This window comes from Gilliamella sp. CG13 (genome assembly GCF_046635805.1).
Taxonomy (GTDB): Bacteria; Pseudomonadota; Gammaproteobacteria; order Enterobacterales; family Orbaceae; genus Gilliamella; species Gilliamella apicola_I.
Genome location: NZ_JBIDFM010000003.1, coordinates 75,869 through 92,352, shown reverse-complemented (window position 1 = coordinate 92,352; position 16,484 = coordinate 75,869). Strand labels below are relative to the sequence as shown.

Sequence of the window (16,484 nt, the reverse complement as noted above, 5' to 3'; positions counted from 1 at the left end):
TAATGGGATAAAAAAGTTTAGTTATTCAATAAAGTAAAAGTTTGTTTGTTTTGTGTAGTTGAATCCGAGCCAATAAACACATTAAATTTACCTGGCTCTGCCACATATTGCATTTTGTCATTCCAAAATTTTAACATTTCAGGCTTAATAATAAAGTGCACTTCTCCTTTTTCATGTGCTTTCAATGTAATGCTCTCAAAGCCTTTTAGTTCTTTAACGGGTCTACTTACCGAAGCAGTCACATCTTGTAAGTAAAGTTGAACGGTTTGAGTACCTTCCCTGTTTCCTGTATTTTCAACTATTGCTGTCACAATAATTTGACCATTTTGTTGCATTTCTGTCGCTGAAAGAGAAAAAGTGATGTTGAAATCAGTATAACTTAGTCCATAGCCAAATGGGAACAGAGGTTCATTAGGACTGTCCAAATAAGATGTCGTGTATTTCCCCATATTCTCCGTTCCGTGTGGGCGACCTGTGTTTAAATGGCTGTAATAGACAGGTATCTGTCCAACATTACGTGGAAATGACATAGGTAATTTTCCAGACGGATTATAATCGCCAAACAATACATCAGCAATGGCATTACCGCCTTCTGTACCTAAAAACCATGTTTCAAGCATAGCATCGGCTTGTTGAAATTCATCGACTAATGTTAACGGGCGACCATTCATTAAAGCAATAACAAGGGGTTTACCGGTTGCTTTAAGTGCTCGAAGTAATCTTTTTTGACTTTCAGGAAGGGAAATATCTGTTCGACTTGACGACTCATGTGCCATTCCTTGCGCTTCACCAATGAAAGCGACAACAACATCTGCATTTTTCGCTAATTCGACCGCTTCACTAATCATCTTTTCAACAGGTCTGTCATCAAATTTTGCCGTAACTTCGTAAAGATTTAAGAATTTAAATAGTGCGGGATCATCCGAAAGATTAGCACCCAATGCATAACTGACATTTTTGGGGTTGTTTATTGCGTGATTAATGCCTTCCAAGGGAGTCACGGCTAAATTAGCTCGACCTGCACCCGACCAACTCCCTAATATATCGCGTTTGGAGTCTGCTAGTGGACCAATAACCGCAATTTTTTGATCTTTAGATAAAGGTAAAACCTTATTATCATTTTTTAATAACACAATACTGCGTCGTGCCACTTCTCTGGCTTCTTTTCGATGTAATCGATTATCAGCAAACATCGTTTCAATGTCTAAGTTTGGATCTAAATTACGATGAGGGTGACGAAACAATCCCATATCATATTTAAGCGACAACACGTGTCGACATGCATTGTTAATATCATCTTCACTCAATGCCCCTTCTTTGACCAGTTGGGGGATAAATTGAAGGAAATATTCATCATTCATACTAACATCAATACCGGCTTTAATTGCAATGCGAACAGCATCTTTGGCATCACTGGCAACACCATGATTAATTAGTTCCCGAATTGCACCATGATCGCTAATGACTACGCCATTAAAATGCCATTGATGACGTAGCACATCGGTCAAAAGCCAATGATTTGCGGTAGCCGGAACACCATTTACCGTAACCAACGATACCATAATAGCTTGACTTCCTGCATCTATTGCCGCTTTGTAGGGAACCAGATATTCTTGAAACATTTTTCGTTCACTCATATCGGTACTATTGTATTCTCGCCCACCTTCAACCGCACCATAAAGCGCAAAGTGTTTAACGGTTGTCACCAACGAATTTTTTTCCGCCAAAGACGGCTTTTGCATTTGTTCAACAAAAATCCGCCCAGCTTCTGAAGTAAGATAAGGATCTTCACCAAAACCTTCAGAAACTCTACCCCATCGTGGGTCTCGGGTAATATCAACCATGGGAGCCCAAGTAATATTAAGTCCATCAGAAGTAGCTTCATCAGCGGAAACTTGTGCGACAAGAGCCATTGCTTGGCGATCCCAAGTAGAGGCAATACCTAAATTGATTGGAAACACAGTGCGATGACCATGCACAATGTCAAATCCTAATAACAACGGGATCTTGTTAGGTGATTTTAAAGCACGATCTTGCATTCGTGACAAGTCAGGCTCGACAACAGTATTAAATATCCCCCCAATTTCGCCAGCTTCAATTTGATCTAAGACTTTATCGAGTGTGAGTTCTCCGCCCACACTGATTAAACGCAATTGTCCAACCTTCTGTTCAATGGTCATTTTTGATAATAGCGCATCAATAAAGGCTTTTTTATCCTCGCTATTTTCATTTTGCGCAAGAATAGAAGAAGAGAAGAGACACATGAATAACAATAAGATTAATTTTTTCATCATTAGGTTCGCTGTCACTGTCGTTGTGAGGATTAAAATAAGAATAGAATAGCTGAATCGCTAAAAAAAATCTCAATCTTTACTAAATTTGTGAAAATCAACTTTATGATAGTATGGTGAAATTTTTTAGTAATAATAAGAAAAAATAAGGATTATGCTAAAATGAAGACCGGATATTCAATAAGCAAACTTGCCGACAACATTATCGGCAAATTTAAGCGTTGTTTAGTCTCGAAAATTGGTAAATTGAAAAGGTTGTCCTAATTCACCATTCTTGACTAAAGCCATTGTCGCTTGTAAATCATCACGAGACTTACCAGTTACACGAACTTGATCACCTTGAACTTGAGCTTGAACTTTAATTTTACTATCTTTAATTAATTTCACTATTTTTTTAGCTAACTCTTTATCAATACCTTGCTTCAGTTTGACGGTGATACTGTAAAGTTTACCGCTATGCTCCAATTCTTCAGGAATGTCTAAAGCACCGCCATCAATACCACGTTTAGCCAATTTATCTCGTAAGATATCAAGAAGTTGCTGAACTTGAAACTCAGATTGACTGGTGGCTTTAATAGTCTCGTTTTTTTCGTTCAATTCAAACGAAGCTTCAACATTTTTAAAATCCCAGCGCGTGGTCAATTCACGTGACGCGTTCTCGACGCCATTTTTCACTTCTGGCATTTGGATTTCTGATACGATATCGAAAGAAGGCATAAACTCTCCTCTTCAAAAGATTAAAAATATAAATAGAATTCTAAGAAAAATACAAAGATATATGCCACTTAGTTAGTGGCATTTTTAAGTGCGATTAAAAAATTAATCGATAGTGCGAAGTAACTCATTGATACCCACTTTTCCTAAAGTTTTGGCATCCACTTTCTTAACAATAACGGCACAATAAAGGCTATATTTACCATCTTTAGTTGGTAAGTTACCGGAAACAACAACAGAACCTGCAGGCACACGACCATAATGAACTTCACCGGTTGCACGATCATAAATTTTGGTACTTTGCCCAATAAATACGCCCATTGAAATAACCGAACCTTCTTCAACTACCACGCCTTCTACAATCTCACTACGGGCACCGATAAAGCAGTTATCTTCAATAATCGTTGGATTAGCTTGTAATGGCTCTAAGACTCCACCAATACCTACACCACCAGACAAATGAACATTTTTACCAATTTGGGCACATGAACCAACTGTAACCCATGTATCAACCATTGTTCCTTCATCAACATAAGCACCAATATTAACATAAGATGGCATTAATACGGTGTTACGAGCGACATAAGCCCCTTTACGCGCAATGGCAGACGGAACAACACGAAAACCCTCTTGCGCAAATCTAGCTTCATCATAGTCAGCAAATTTTAACGGCACTTTATCGTAATAATTAGTTGGACCAGCATTGATCAACTGATTTTCGTTAATACGAAACGAGAGCAATACAGCTTTTTTCAACCATTGATGGGTGACCCACTCACCATTAATTTTTTCAGCGACACGCATTTTTCCGCTATCTAATAGATGAATACATTGATTAATTGCATCACGTGTAACAGCATCTACATTTGATGGTGTGATTTCCGCACGACGTTCAAATGCGGCGTCAATAATAGTTTGTAATTGTTGCATCTCTTGTTTCCTTTAACTTTTAAGTCCGTTGGCAAATTTAATCAGGATTGACAGTATAATATAATATCCGGCACTTTTTAAGCGGTTTGTCATATCATCTTAATACTGTTTAATAAAAAGGACATTAATTTGTGAAATGTGTTCCAATTTTGACAATAAAAAATCGTTATTTGAATGTCATTATTTACTATCATCATATTGCTAATTTAACCAATATGTATGATGCAAAATTCAGGATTTTCTTTATTAGAGTTGCTCGTTGTTGTGGGCATTTGTGCCATATTTGCTTCCATTGGTGTAACACAATGGAAAACGTTACAATTTAAAGAAGAATTACTTACCACCACTAAACAATTAACGCATTTTTTTAACGAAGTGCAAATTAACGCATACACTTATAATCATACTTATCATTTCTATCTTTTTTCCTCGCCTTGGTGTTTAGTTGCCAGTAAAGGCGATAAACCCAATTCCTGTATGGAGGGTGAATTACGATATATTAAACCCAACAATTCGGTGGAAATAAGCGGTTTGACCAATAAAAAAATCATTTCCTTTTGGGGACGAAGAAACATGGCACAAACAGCTTCTTTAAAACTTCATAATCAGATAGGCGAAACAAAAATTTTTATCTCATTTCGAGGAAGGGTTCGCTTTTGTTATGAGCAAGGTTATCTATCCGGTATGCCTCCATGTTAAAACAATCAGGATTTTCGCTATTTGAAGTATTAATCTGTTTAATGATAGCAAGTTTAATTTTGATTGGCACAAGTCAATGTTATCAACAACTCCAAATGCGGCTAAGTGATGATTATTTAAAATCACATTTACAACAAACAGTTCATCAAGCACTGGCTGGCTTATCTAAAGATATTAAGCGTGCTGGGTTTACGCATCATATTTCTACAGAAATAAAATTTAAACCCATTGAAATTAATGATCGACAAGATTGTATTGTTATTCGTTATGACAGTAGATTAGGTGATAATGGGAGTCGCAAATCTTTATATTCTACTTATTTTGATGTCTTTACTTTTCGCTATCACCAAAATAATCTTGAATACAAACACGCAGCCACAAAATGTGATGGTTTGAATTGGCAACGCCTGTTTGATCCAAATGATGTGAACGTCACTCAATTTAGTATCAAGCAACGCAGTCAGACAATTGAAATAAAGTTAACTGCTGAATTAAAAAAACATGCTCATATTCAGTATCACCTTACCAAGATAATCAAAAATGAAAACAGGTAATCGTTTTGTTAACCAATCGGGGTTTAGCGCTATTGTTATGGTGATTATTTTAATGATAATAGGCTTATCTTTATTGTTCGGATTTCATATTTTAGTTGCATCATGGCAAAAAATTGCCATGACAGAAAGACGATACTATCAACAATTTAATACCGCCAGTTCATCATTAAGTTGGGCAATAACGCAACGTTGGCAGCGCCCTAAACCCCATTGGCAATGCCAACATGAGCTAAATTTACAATTAAAAGTTTGTATTAAACAATCGAACTTGAGTCACGATAATGCCATTTTAGTACGAGGAGAAGCTAATGGGTTTTTTCTTTATACTTTAGCGCATTTAGACAATGGCAAACTCATCGTTCATAAAGGACAGTGGCTTGATTATTGCCCAGAGAAAAGAAGTCATGATTGTGAATAAACATGCTGGCGGTTTTAGTTTGATTGAAGTATTGATCGCCTCACTACTATTTTCAATCATTCTTCTTAGTTTTATGCAGTTGGAAAAAGCCTTATTTCATCAGCGCCATTACATTACCAACAAACTACATGCTGATCAGGTTATCTTCCAATTACTCGATAGCTATCCTGATATTGCCCAACATATTATTCCAACACATTGGACATACCTCGTACAAAATAAAACCTATAATAATCAATGTACACTGGTAATCATAACCGTTACTATACCTAATTATGATAAAAGTGAGCAACAACGATTATTTTGCCAATAACAATTAAATCTTATTTTCGATAAACTCATGCAATGCCATTAACACTTGAGCCGTTTTTTCAGCATGAACATTGTGACCGGCTCCTTCAATAGTTACAATTTTAGCCTGTGGAAATTGCGAAAACAGTGTATCCAAATATTGATCAGCTATGTATGTTGAATTCCCACCACGAATAAATAAAATGGGTTTCATACTGGGCGAGCCTGCTTGCCAATCACTTAAATCAGAATAATTTTTAACAATAATGTTAGCATTAAATAGCCAGTGATCGTTTTTAAATGATTTTAATAAAAAATAGATAGTCGCTGTATTCACACCTTGTTGCTCCATAATATGCATAATCTGTTTTTTATCAGTAATATGCTGTGAACAACACTTTTCTAATGATTGAATAACATCAAAATTAGGTGACTGTAAATATTTTACGGGTGCAATATCCATGACGACAACTTTCTGTATAATTTCAGGCACAATTCGAATTAATTGCATTGCTACTTTTCCACCCATTGAATGGCCGACAATTATAAGATTTTTCAATTGTAATTCATGACAAAGCTCAGCAACATCATTAGCCATAGCGTCATAATTCATTTCATCTGACCACGGCGAAAGTCCGTGATTACGCAGATCGACCTGAATAGTTTGATAATGCGGAGCAAAATCTTTTGCTAACATATTCAAATTATCCAAGCTACCAAACATACCATGCAAAAATAAAATAGGCTGTCCTTCGCCCTGAATTTTATAGTTTAGTTTCATATTTCCACTCTAATATTTATGTTTAAAATTTATTCCAATAGTTGATAATAATTTAGTGATTAATTCTGTAACAATATAAGCTATAAATGTGTTAGAATTCAGCACTTATTTTCATTATATATTAAGTCATATGTTTCAAAATAACCCATTACTCGCACAATTAAAGCAAGAGCTTCATCAACAAACGCCACGCATTGAAGGCACAGTCCGAGCCCATGAGAAAGGATTCGGTTTTTTAGACGTTGATAACAAAACCAGTTATTTTATACCAATGGCTAAAATGAAAACCGTTTGTCATGGCGACAAAGTTTCTGGAATCGTTGTCAAAAGCAATGATAAAGAATCTTTTGAACCTGAAGTATTACTTGAAAGCGCATTAGAATCATTTATTGGAAGAATAGGTTTCCAAGACCGTTCAATGGTTATCTATCCAGAAAACATGCCTAGTAGTTTTTCGATCCCCTGCAAAGTAAATAGTCAACTTCCACAAAAATTGAAAGAAAATGACTGGGTCGTTGCAACACTAATTTCACATCCTTTGAACGCAGACAAAAAAAAATTTGTTGCAACCATTACCGATTTCATCGTTGAAGATGATTCAAAATACAAATTATGGCTTAAAACACTAGCACGTTATAATTTAGAAACAACAGTACCGCAAGCTGATACTTTATCGATTATTGAAAAAGAGCTTGAAAATCGTCAAGATTTAACTGACATCTGTTTTTTTACCATAGATAGTGAAAACACTCAAGATATGGATGATGCGATTTCGGTTAATATGGATGAACAAGGTAATTTTAATCTTCATGTCGCCATTGCCGATCCCACAGCATTTGTCTTGAAAGATAGTGATATTGATAATATTGCAAAAATGAGGAATTTTACGACCTACCTTCCCGATTTCAATATCCCAATGTTACCTAAAGAGTTAGCCGATGATTTATGTTCTTTGCAAGCGAATGTAAAACGCCCGGCAATGGTCTGCAAGCTAAAACTTGATTCATCAGGGAATATCTTATTTGATAGCATCAGTTTTACCTCTGCTTGGATAGAATCGAAAGCCAAACTTGCTTATCACAATGTTTCTGACTTCTTGGAAAACAATGAGCAATTATCTTCAAGTCATTCATCTTTACCCGAACAACTTAATATTTTAGCCAATTTAGCTAAGGTCAGAATAAATTGGCGACAAGAAAATGCACTTGTTTTTAAGGATGTAACCGACTACCGTTTCGTACTTGATGAAAATCGCCAAGTTGAAGCTATTATAAAAGAACCGCGTCGCATAGCTAATCAAATTGTTGAAGAAGTCATGGTGATTGCAAACCAAGCATTAACCACGATGTTAAATGAAAAAATTGGTTTTGGTATTTATAATATTCACACCGGTTTTGATACCAAATATCTGGATCAAATATTAAAAATTCTAGCCGACAACGGGATAACTGAGTTTGATAAAACGTCACTAACTTCGTTTGCAGGTTATATAAAACTTCGTCGCATCATTGATAATGATCCGTTTTTAGCCATGCGATTACGAAAATTCCAAAGTCCGGCTGATTTTTCAATTGAACCTCAACCTCATTTTGGATTGGGATTTGACGCTTATGCAACTTGGACATCACCAATTCGTAAATATGGCGATATGGTTAATCATCGTTTATTGAAAGCTTATATGCGCCAGAAAGCGTTAACACCACCGGATACAAATCAACTCAAAACCATGAATGAACGGCGAAAAATGTTAAGATTGGCAGAACGAGATATGGCCGAAAATCTATTTGCTCAATACTTATCAGATAAAATTGGTCAAACATACACAGCTGAAATTGTGGATATCAATCGTGGCGGTGCCAGAGTTCGTCTTACCGATATTGGTGCTTATGCTTTTTTACCTTTATCCATGCTACATTCTGTAAGGGAAGAAATCGTTTCATTACCCGATGAAGGCGTGATTAAAATAAACGATAACATCGGTTATAAACTCACAGATATTATCCCTGTTTCTATATTTCAAGTAAAAAATGAAAATCAATCAATTATCGTTAAATTAACAAATATTAATGAATAATTAAAAATATGATGCCTTGCAGATTAATGATAATTAATCTTTACCTAATGCTGTAATTATTTAGCATCAAGGCATCATATATTGACAATATCTTAACGATTAAATCCTTTTGTTTCGTGATAAGATCTGATATCTTTCCCAACCTTGTTAAAACATTGCTTTTATAAGATAAATGGGTTATAAAAGTGTCGTTGTTATAGCATTAATCGGTAACATCAAGAGGGATTTATGGTATCAATTCATGGTCATGAAGTTTTACAAATGATGGAAGGGAATAGCTACACAGAATTATCTCTACTGGCAGCTATTGAACAACGATTTGGAAAACATGCTAAATTTCATACTTGCTCTAAAACAGATATGAATGCATCTGAACTGATTGCTTTTTTGAAAGCGAAAGCAAAATTTTCACCTGTAACAAATACACAATTTACAGTTAATATTCAGAAGATCTGTCACCACTAATGATAAAGTTGTAAGTTCTATCACATTTTTTACAAAAAAATACGTTGTTATAAAGTGTTATTATAAAAAAAAGTATATAATTTTTTTAATAATAGCTATATAGCATCCTATTGAATTATAACTCAAGAATAAGTTCATGGAATTTTATATATGAAAATAAGTAATATTTTAACATGTGCCATTGTTGCTATTCTTGTTTCAAGTTGCGCACTTCGATCTGATTTGTCACAGAAAAAAGCTGAAGGGAATACTGAAACAGATCAATTATTGGCTTTACAAAATAAAACTGAATATAACAATCCCTATGTTGTTAATGCAAAAAATCAACTAGCTCAATTAATTGGCAACAAAAATTTTAATAACTATGTTATTAAGCGAGGATTGCTAACGTGTAAAAATGATAATAATTCAGCCTTTTGTGTTTTAAATTTTTATTTGACTGAATATTATAAGCTGAAATCTGATCTGCAACTCAAAAAAATAACTGAAGAAAACGAAGCTGAGCGTCAAATTGAACTGAATAAAATCAAGGCATCTCGCAGCAATATCAAAAATTATTGTGATCTTTCTGCTGATTTTGTCTCGGCAATTTATACAAAAGATACAACCAAGATTGCCAACTACTATCAACCCTTATTTAAAATGTCTGAGCAAGATATGTCAGCACTCTATTCTAAAATCAATAAAGATAATTATGCTCACTTTTTGATTGACCAAAACCCAAGTATTATTTTAGAAATGAAAAACGATTATGTTGAAAAGTGTTTAGGCAATCCAAAAGATAATATTATTAATTATTTCAATATATTTAGATAAACCCAATGTGAGTATTTTATGCACAATTTATTGCCAAACAGCCAATTTTATAAAACAGTCACATGCAAAATATTTTGCGTGTGTGCTGTTTCGTTAATTAGCTTTTCTTCTTGGGCATTTTCGTATGAGGATGTGATAAACAAAGCTAAAGACTTGTCAAAAAAAGCTTATCAGCAACCATCCAAAAATATCCCGAGTGAACTTGCATCATTACAATTTGCAGATTATCAGAAAATTCAATTTAATCATCAAAAAGCTTATTGGAATGATGAAGATACTCGTTTTAAACTTGAGTTTTATCATGAAGGCATGTATTTCGATACCCCCGTTAAGATTAATGAGGTCGTCAATAATCACGCTCAAGAAATAAAATATGATCCTAGTTATTTTGATCTTAGTCAGATTCACTTAGATAAATTAGATACTAAAAATTTAGGCTTTGCGGGATTTAAAGTACATTATCCTATCAATTCGCCAACCAAAACCGATGATGAAGTTTTTACTGCACTCGGTGGTAGTTACTTTCGGGCAATAGGTAAAAACCAAATCTATGGTCTTTCAGCGAGAGGGCTTGCTATCGATACAGGTGAAATATCGGGAGAAGAGTTTCCACGTTTTAAAGAATTTTGGATAGAAAGACCCGAACCGAATCAGAAACATTTAGTGATTTATGCGCTTCTTGATTCATCTAGTGTAACAGGTGCATACAAAATAACGTTAATCCCAAGTGTTGATACCACTGTCACGGTTGAAGCTAAAGTTTTCTTCCGTACATCAGTAAAAAAACTTGGTGTTGCACCCTTAACCAGTATGTTTTTATACGGGCCAAATCAACCTTCGCCAATTTTGAATTATCGCCCTGCTATGCATGATTCCAATGGGTTATCCATTTTAACCAACAATAATGAATGGATTTGGCGTCCGTTAAACAATCCTAAGCGTCTGTCGTTTTCATCTTATAGCTTGGAAAACCCTAAACAATTTGGCTTGATTCAACGTGATAATGGTTTTCAAGATTACCAAGACCTTGACGACCATTATGAGCAAAGACCAAGTGTTTGGACAGAAATTCTTGGCGATTGGCAAAAAGGTCGTGTGGAACTCGTTGAAATACCGACCGCCGATGAAACTAACGATAATATCGTAACGTTCTGGGTTCCGAAAAAACAGTACAATGCTGGTGATGTTCTTGATATTAGCTATCGATTACACTATACGTTAAATGATCAGCAACGTTATCCAAGTAATGTTGCCAGAGCAGTTAGTACGCGTTTATCGCTAGGCGATATCAAACAGGCAAATCTAATTCGTAAACTTGATGGTTCTAATGCTTACGTCATTGATTTTGCAGGACCTCAATTATCCAATAAAATACCTGTTAAGGTGATTTCAAGTATCACCAATGGATCGATTGTTAGCACAGACTCACAATATAATTCAGTCACTAAAGGATGGCGTGTCATTGTAAGGTTTAATGTTGAAGATAACAAAAAAGCCACTGATATTCGTATTCAATTAGCTTCTGAGAAAACTAACGAAATTTTATCCGAAACATGGAGTGGTCAATACCCTGCACAATAGTGATAATCCTATGAAAAATGATTACTTTTCACATCTTTCTGACGCCGATAACTGGTGTCAGAAATCAAATCAACAGGAAATGCCTTCTGATGATGTGGCATTTTTGAAGTATCGCTTGCATCAAATTAGTGATACTCGTGATTTTAATGATGACAGAAAGCAACAACCTACCTATCCAGACATTGAGCGTGTAGCAATCCAACCTCAAATTTGGAATAAACCTTTCAAAGCAAAATCCAAGCCAAATAGAAGTTTTATTGCCACAATTCGGCGTTTGATCATGTTTTTGTTGATTGCCATTCAAACTTATTTAGGCACAAATTATTTATCTTCTTTGCTACCCTATCAAAGTTGGGACAAAATTAATTTTATGGCTAATTGGCAGCTAAATCCTGAACTGGCAATATATAACGTAATTCCCTATATTATTCAAGGAATTATAATAGTCCTGTTTGCTATCTTGTTTTGTTGGATCTCAATTGGTTTTTGGACAAGTATTATGGGATTAATTTTAGCGGTCATAGGTAAAGATCGATTCACCATACCGATTCCAACTGATCCTGTATCCCATATTGACAATACGCATCGCACTGCTTTAGTTATGCCAATTTGTAATGAAGATGTGGCACGTGTGTTTGCCGGATTAGAAGCAACTTACCAATCACTCGTCGAAACCGGTCATGCCGCATGTTGTGATTTTTACATTTTAAGTGATACCAATGATCCCGATCTTTATGTTAATGAACTGAAAGCTTGGGCTGATTTCAACGCTAAAAAAGCCGATAACGGATGTCAAATTTTTTACCGTCACCGCAAACGCCGCGTAAAACGTAAAAGTGGTAACATCGATGATTTTTGTCGTCGTTGGGGTCATTTATATGAATATATGATGATTCTTGATGCAGACAGTATTATGACTGGCGACTGTATTTTAAAAATGATTGCCATGATGGAAATGACACCTAATGCAGGTATTTTGCAATCCCCTCCGAAGTCAGTCAGAATGAAAACACTCTATGGGCGTATTCAACAATTCGCTAATCAAATATATAGTGATATATTTTGTTCAGGTACTCACTTTTGGCAATTGGGTGAAGCACAATATTGGGGACATAATGCGATGATTCGTTTAAAACCTTTTATTGAACACTGTATTTTGTCGCCTTTACAAAAACGTAAAGGGCCTCTTCATATATTGTCACATGATCTTGTGGAAGCGACATTAATGCGACGGGCTGGTTATGGAGTTTGGATTGCTTATAATCTTAATGGTAGCTATGAAGAGCTTCCTGGCAACATGATTGAAGATCTTAAACGAGATAATCGCTGGTGTATGGGAAATCTAATCAATTTAAGATTAATCTTTAAAAGTGGAATTACCTTCACCCACCGCATTATGTTTTTGACCAGTGGTATGGCTTATATATCGTCACTTTTATGGTTGGTCTTTTTAATCTTTTCTACATTATTATTATTGGTATTTAACATTTCAGAACCACAATATTTTTACCAATCCAATCAATTTTATCCTACTTGGCCTAAATGGGATGAACAGTTAGCAATAAGACTATTATCGACAACGTTAATATTATTATTTGCGCCAAAATTTTTTAGCTACGGTATTATCATTGCCAAAACCAGAGCAAAAGACGTAGGTGGAATTTTTAAATTAACCTTATCTATCCTTATTGAAATGATATGGTCGATGATTTTAGCCCCTATCCGCATGATATTTCATAGTAAATTTGTGGTAAAAGCATGGTTGGGTAGTAAAATCCAGTGGAAATCCCCTTCACGAAATGATGACGCGTTAACATGGGGCGAGTCATTCTATTTTTGCTGGCCACTGTCAATATTAGGCATTATTTGGTTAGCGATAATAATTTGGCTCAACCCGCAATTTACCTATTGGTACATTGCAATCCTGATACCGTTAACTATTTCTCCATTGGTTATTCGTGTTTCGGGACTTTCTAGTGTGGGAATCAAAGCTCAAAAAGCAGGTTTATTTTTAACCCCTGAAGAAACGCATCCAACTCGTGCCGTCACATTGACAGACGATTATTTACAACAAACCGAGGCTGTTTTTGTGCAACATGGCTTTATTATGGCACTTGTAGATCCGGTTTATAATGCGCTGGCATGTGCATTATCTACTTCACGTCATTTAGCGAATGAAAAAAATCAATTAGTACGTGACGAATTAGTTCATCACTATTTACACACAGATCTTGAAAAAATTACTAAAGAGCAACAATTAGCAATTTTAGAAGATCCTTTCATCCTTTCTCAATTGCATCGCCATATTTGGCTGCAACAAGAAAAATACGACAATTTGTTCCAATTATGGCAAAATGAGCGTCAATAGTAATTTATAGGGCTTTAGCCCTATTTCTTTTTATGAATTATCAACCCTCATGGATTTTTTTATGACTTGGCAACCTTCTGCATCTATCACTAACCTTCTTAAGCGCGCAAAAATCGTTTCTCAAGTAAGACAATTCTTTGCTGACCGATGTATTTTAGAAGTTGAAACTCCAACTTTAAGCCAATATGCTGTCACGGATGTGCATTTAAGTTCCTTTGATACCACTTTTTATAAACCAGGCGAATTTGAACTATCTCAAGGACAAAAAATGACGCTCATTACCAGTCCTGAATACCATATGAAACGCTTACTGGCTGCGGGCAGTGGTCCTATTTATCAAATCTGTAAATCCTTTCGTAATCATGAAGAAGTGAGTCGAATTCACAATCCCGAGTTTACTATGCTTGAATGGTATCGAATTCAATTTGATATGATGCAAATGATCAACGAAGTCGACGATCTATTACAATACGTCTTAGATTGTGAGCCTGCTGAAAGGATTTCATACCAAAAAGCTTTTCAACGTCATTTAAATATCGACCCGCTCGAAGCAGATCACCAAACATTAATTACTGCCGCAAATCAACTCAACATGGGTATAAAAACTGAAGATTATGATCGAGATTCATTATTACAGTGCTTGTTTACCTTAGGCGTTGAACCGCATATCGGGAAAGATAGACCCATAGCTGTCTTTAATTTTCCTGCTTCTCAAGCAGCATTAGCCACTATCAGTTCCGAAGATCATCGTGTTGCAAGTCGTTTTGAGTTCTATTATAAAGGTGTAGAACTTGCCAATGGATTTAAAGAACTGACAAATGCGCAAGAACAAAAGCTACGATTTGAACAAAATAATCTGGATCGCACCAAATTAAACTTACCACAACAAAATATTGATGTTGAATTATTAGCAGCAATGGAAGCAGGATTGCCTGATTGTGCAGGCGTTGCGGTAGGATTAGATCGCCTAATCATGCTAGCGCTTGAGTCACAAAGCTTAGCGGATGTGGTATCATTTACTTTTGAAAGGGCTTAATTATGCTTGCTGCGTTGGGATTAATTGATTGGATTGCAATTATTTTTTGTTGTGTATCCTTAATTTTATTGATAATCGTTTTTAAGTACCAATTTACCAGCCATAATCTCAAACAATTATTTGATATTCAATTGTCACAGAAAAAAGAGGAATTGCAGACTCTTGTCAAACAAGTCATGCAGTTAGAAAATGAACTTAATGCGTATCGACAACAACACGTTGCTCAAAATATGAAAATTAGCGAACTGAAAACTCGCTTAGAAGAAACGCTTAATTCTGCGCATGAACGTCAAACTATTCTTGAACAAAGCGAGCAACGTCTTACAACCCAATTTGAAAACTTAGCTAACCGCATATTTGAACACAGTGGTAAAAAAATTGAACAACAAAATAAACAAAGTTTAGATTTTTTATTGTCACCACTTAAAGAGCAGTTAGAAGGCTTTAAAAAACAAGTTCAAGATAGTTTTGGTCAAGAAGCGAAAGAGCGTCATACACTGACACACGAAATTCGTAATTTGCAGCAACTCAATGAGCTTATGACTAAAGAAGCGATTAATCTTACCAATGCCTTAAAAGGAAATAATAAAACTCAAGGAAATTGGGGTGAATTTATCCTCAGTCAAATTTTGGATAATTCTGGATTACGTTTAGGTTATGAATATGAAACACAAGTAAATCTAACCAATGACGATAATCGACGATTACAGCCTGATGTTATTGTACATTTACCTCAAGGTGGTGATGTTGTGATTGATTCAAAAGTCACCCTTGTTGCTTATGAGCGCTATTTTAATGGCGAAGATGACGTCATCAAAGCTAAAGCCATGTCAGACCACTTGATAGCAGTCCGTAATCATCTTAAACAACTTAGCCAAAAAGACTATCATAAACTTATCGGCATTAATTCGTTAGATTATATTCTGATGTTTATTCCCGTCGAACCCGCTTTTTTATGTGCCATAGATCAGGATCCCTCATTAATCAATGAGGCACTAAAAAATAATATTATGATAGTCAGTCCAACCACGCTTTTAGTGGCACTGCGAACTATTCATAATCTATGGCGATTTGAATATCAAAATCGTAATGCCGAATTAATTGCCGATAGAGCAAGTAAACTTTATGATAAAGTCCGTGGTTTTGTTGAGGATATGGAAAATTTGGGTAACTGTTTAGATAAAGCACAACAAACATTTCAAAATTCAATGAATAAATTGGCTAAAGGACGAGGTAACGTCATTGGTCAAATTGAAAAATTTCGGGAATTAGGTGTTGAAGTTAAAAAACCGATCGATCCTGATCTTGCTTTAGTGTCACTAGATGAATTGGAGCAGAAGCAAGAGACTATTTCAAATAATCACGGTAACTAGGTATTGTATTGATAACGAAGAACGTCAGGCATTGAAGATCGCTAAATGCGAGAATATACAGATAAAGTGTCATTCACCATTCTTAAAATAACG

Annotated in this window: 15 protein-coding genes; 11 read left to right on the top strand and 4 right to left on the bottom strand. The window is 35.4% G+C overall.

Annotation, left to right across the window (positions count from 1 at the left end; genetic code table 11):
* Window positions 1-17: 17 nt before the first annotated feature.
* The 3 genes from bglX to dapD form a co-directional block, all read right to left on the bottom strand.
* Window positions 18-2,291 carry a beta-glucosidase BglX gene (bglX, locus tag ACGH6R_RS05960; protein WP_411599244.1) on the bottom strand — a complete coding sequence of 758 codons (2,274 nt, stop codon included), beginning with the start codon at window positions 2,289-2,291 and terminating at the stop codon, window positions 18-20.
* Window positions 2,292-2,516: 225 nt separating this feature from the next.
* On the bottom strand, window positions 2,517-3,008 hold the full coding sequence (locus ACGH6R_RS05955; protein ID WP_267350533.1) for a YajQ family cyclic di-GMP-binding protein: 492 nt from the start codon (window positions 3,006-3,008) through the stop codon (window positions 2,517-2,519).
* 102 nt (window positions 3,009-3,110) lie between these two features.
* Entirely contained in the window at window positions 3,111-3,935 is an 825-nt protein-coding gene (dapD, locus tag ACGH6R_RS05950) for a 2,3,4,5-tetrahydropyridine-2,6-dicarboxylate N-succinyltransferase (protein ID WP_411597185.1), read from the bottom strand.
* A 219-nt stretch (window positions 3,936-4,154) separates the two neighbouring features.
* On the opposite strand from dapD, the gene ACGH6R_RS05945 reads away from it, so the two are divergent.
* From ACGH6R_RS05945 to ACGH6R_RS05930, 4 genes are read left to right on the top strand one after another with little or no spacing between them, the layout of a single operon-like run.
* A complete protein-coding gene (locus ACGH6R_RS05945; RefSeq protein WP_411599154.1) occupies window positions 4,155-4,634 on the top strand; it encodes a prepilin-type N-terminal cleavage/methylation domain-containing protein in 480 nt (159 codons plus the stop codon).
* Window positions 4,628-5,188, top strand: coding sequence for a prepilin peptidase-dependent protein (locus ACGH6R_RS05940; RefSeq protein WP_411599153.1), 561 nt, complete (start codon window positions 4,628-4,630; stop codon window positions 5,186-5,188). Before ACGH6R_RS05945 ends, ACGH6R_RS05940 begins: the two co-directional genes overlap by 7 nt.
* Entirely contained in the window at window positions 5,175-5,606 is a 432-nt protein-coding gene (locus tag ACGH6R_RS05935; RefSeq protein WP_267350541.1) for a DUF2509 family protein, read from the top strand. Before ACGH6R_RS05940 ends, ACGH6R_RS05935 begins: the two co-directional genes overlap by 14 nt.
* Window positions 5,593-5,919: a prepilin-type N-terminal cleavage/methylation domain-containing protein gene (locus tag ACGH6R_RS05930; RefSeq protein WP_411597184.1), complete on the top strand. Its 327-nt coding sequence runs from the start codon at window positions 5,593-5,595 to the stop codon at window positions 5,917-5,919. The genes ACGH6R_RS05935 and ACGH6R_RS05930 overlap by 14 nt, the downstream gene beginning before the upstream one ends.
* A 3-nt stretch (window positions 5,920-5,922) precedes the next feature.
* Here ACGH6R_RS05930 and ACGH6R_RS05925 read toward each other — a convergent pair whose 3' ends face one another.
* On the bottom strand, window positions 5,923-6,678 hold the full coding sequence (locus ACGH6R_RS05925; RefSeq protein ID WP_411599152.1) for an alpha/beta fold hydrolase: 756 nt from the start codon (window positions 6,676-6,678) through the stop codon (window positions 5,923-5,925).
* Window positions 6,679-6,808: 130 nt separating this feature from the next.
* On the opposite strand from ACGH6R_RS05925, the gene ACGH6R_RS05920 reads away from it, so the two are divergent.
* The 7 genes from ACGH6R_RS05920 (at window position 6,809) to rmuC (ending at window position 16,391) form a co-directional block, all read left to right on the top strand.
* Window positions 6,809-8,752, top strand: coding sequence for an exoribonuclease II (locus ACGH6R_RS05920; RefSeq protein WP_411599151.1), 1,944 nt, complete (start codon window positions 6,809-6,811; stop codon window positions 8,750-8,752).
* Between the two features lie 228 nt (window positions 8,753-8,980).
* On the top strand, window positions 8,981-9,217 hold the full coding sequence (locus ACGH6R_RS05915) for a YecH family metal-binding protein (protein WP_065559551.1): 237 nt from the start codon (window positions 8,981-8,983) through the stop codon (window positions 9,215-9,217).
* Window positions 9,218-9,367: 150 nt separating this feature from the next.
* Window positions 9,368-10,033, top strand: a complete 666-nt coding sequence (locus ACGH6R_RS05910; protein WP_267361060.1) for a hypothetical protein — start codon at window positions 9,368-9,370, stop codon at window positions 10,031-10,033.
* Window positions 10,034-10,051: 18 nt separating this feature from the next.
* On the top strand, window positions 10,052-11,614 hold the full coding sequence (locus ACGH6R_RS05905) for a glucan biosynthesis protein G (protein WP_267350551.1): 1,563 nt from the start codon (window positions 10,052-10,054) through the stop codon (window positions 11,612-11,614).
* 10 nt (window positions 11,615-11,624) lie between these two features.
* Window positions 11,625-13,982, top strand: coding sequence for a glucans biosynthesis glucosyltransferase MdoH (gene mdoH, locus ACGH6R_RS05900; RefSeq protein WP_411599150.1), 2,358 nt, complete (start codon window positions 11,625-11,627; stop codon window positions 13,980-13,982).
* Window positions 13,983-14,043: 61 nt separating this feature from the next.
* The gene (gene epmA / locus ACGH6R_RS05895) at window positions 14,044-15,018 is read left to right on the top strand and encodes an elongation factor P--(R)-beta-lysine ligase (protein WP_267361064.1); all 975 of its coding nucleotides are present in this window, start codon (window positions 14,044-14,046) and stop codon (window positions 15,016-15,018) included.
* Between the two features lie 2 nt (window positions 15,019-15,020).
* The gene (gene rmuC / locus ACGH6R_RS05890; protein WP_411599149.1) at window positions 15,021-16,391 is read left to right on the top strand and encodes a DNA recombination protein RmuC; all 1,371 of its coding nucleotides are present in this window, start codon (window positions 15,021-15,023) and stop codon (window positions 16,389-16,391) included.
* Window positions 16,392-16,484 lie beyond the last annotated feature (93 nt).